The organism is Lamprobacter modestohalophilus (assembly GCF_016583905.1).
Lineage (GTDB): Bacteria > Pseudomonadota > Gammaproteobacteria > Chromatiales > Chromatiaceae > Lamprobacter > Lamprobacter modestohalophilus.
Window position 1 is genome coordinate 1 of sequence record NZ_NRRY01000160.1, and the last position, 1,227, is coordinate 1,227.

The following is a 1,227-nucleotide window of genomic DNA, read 5'->3' on the forward strand; positions in this document are numbered from 1 at the left end:
TCTTCCGACCAGAGCGTCGCTATCCGCCAGAGGCGCAACACGCGATACGGGTGGGTGGCTAGCCCTTACCCGACCGGGACTTTCACCCGGCAAGAAGCGCCAAGCTGCGCTTGGCGCACTAACGCCACCAACTCAGAGTGCTTCTTCAAAATCGAACCGCTTGGTGGGGCATCGCTGACCCTAGATTCCTTAGAACTCGGTAACTATCTTTCAAGGAACCCCAACGTTCCTTACAGTATTTTCGATCTCTCTGATACAACCAATCCCTTGCTGACCGACACCGCAACCATATCGAATACTTCACCGTTTACGGTGACTCCGGATCTCACATCTACTAGTGGATTCCTAGTCAGTTTCGGGCCAGACGGATGGAATAACGGCCTAACAGAGCTAACCTACACAACCACGTCGTCAGTAACCCCGGTGCCGCTACCCGCGGCAGGCTGGCTGTTCTTCTCCGCGCTGACATCGCTAGGCGGGTTGGCATGGCGAAAGCAGAAACGAATGTCCTAGGGGCCACCTAGATCGAAGGTCGGATAATGCTCTAGTTCTGTTGTTGAATACCCTAATCGTTATAAATCAGTAATTTGACTGGCGAATCAACAGATCTAGAGCACGACCAACGAAACGTCAGCCTCGCATCGGCCAGCGCCAGGCTGCCGACCCGCTCAGCGAACAGCCAGACCTCCAACTCAGGCGCCATGGTCGGTGTCTTCGCGGTAAAGGGCGGGTGCGGCAGAGGGCAACCCGCAGAGCTCGAACTCACCTCCTAAGGCATCGATCACACGTAGCACCTGTTCCAGCCGCACGCTCGGCTTGCCGGCTTCCAGATCAACGATGAAACGCACGCCGACCCCTGCCGCTAAGGCCAACTGGGGCTGCGTTAGCCCGAGCTGCTTGCGCGCAGCACGCAATACATCACCGAGTTGGTCAGGGTCTTGAATACGGCTCATGGTCCGGCCTCTTTCCCGTTCGGGAAAGTCTCAGCTAGAACAGGGTTCTGCGCAAGTCATCTTTCCCGGTCGGGAATGTTCAGTGCGAAACCTCGAGCTTGGCCTTGTTGCCACCTTCACCGGACGCTTGCACAGGTTCCACAATAATGGAATGGTCCGCCCCGCTCCTCCAACACACCCCGAGCGGGCACAATAAGCGATGATGAGAACCCATCGTCAACCAAGGTAGCGGAGCAGACCAATGACAGAGACTCACAAAGACCGGGCCATCACG

1 protein-coding gene is annotated in these 1,227 nt (G+C 56.6%); it reads right to left on the bottom strand.

All coding sequences use genetic code 11. The features are described from left to right. Positions 1-692: 692 nt before the first annotated feature. The gene (locus CKO42_RS26585) at positions 693-953 is read right to left on the bottom strand and encodes a helix-turn-helix transcriptional regulator (protein ID WP_200252625.1); all 261 of its coding nucleotides are present in this window, start codon (positions 951-953) and stop codon (positions 693-695) included. Positions 954-1,227: the final 274 nt, after the last annotated feature.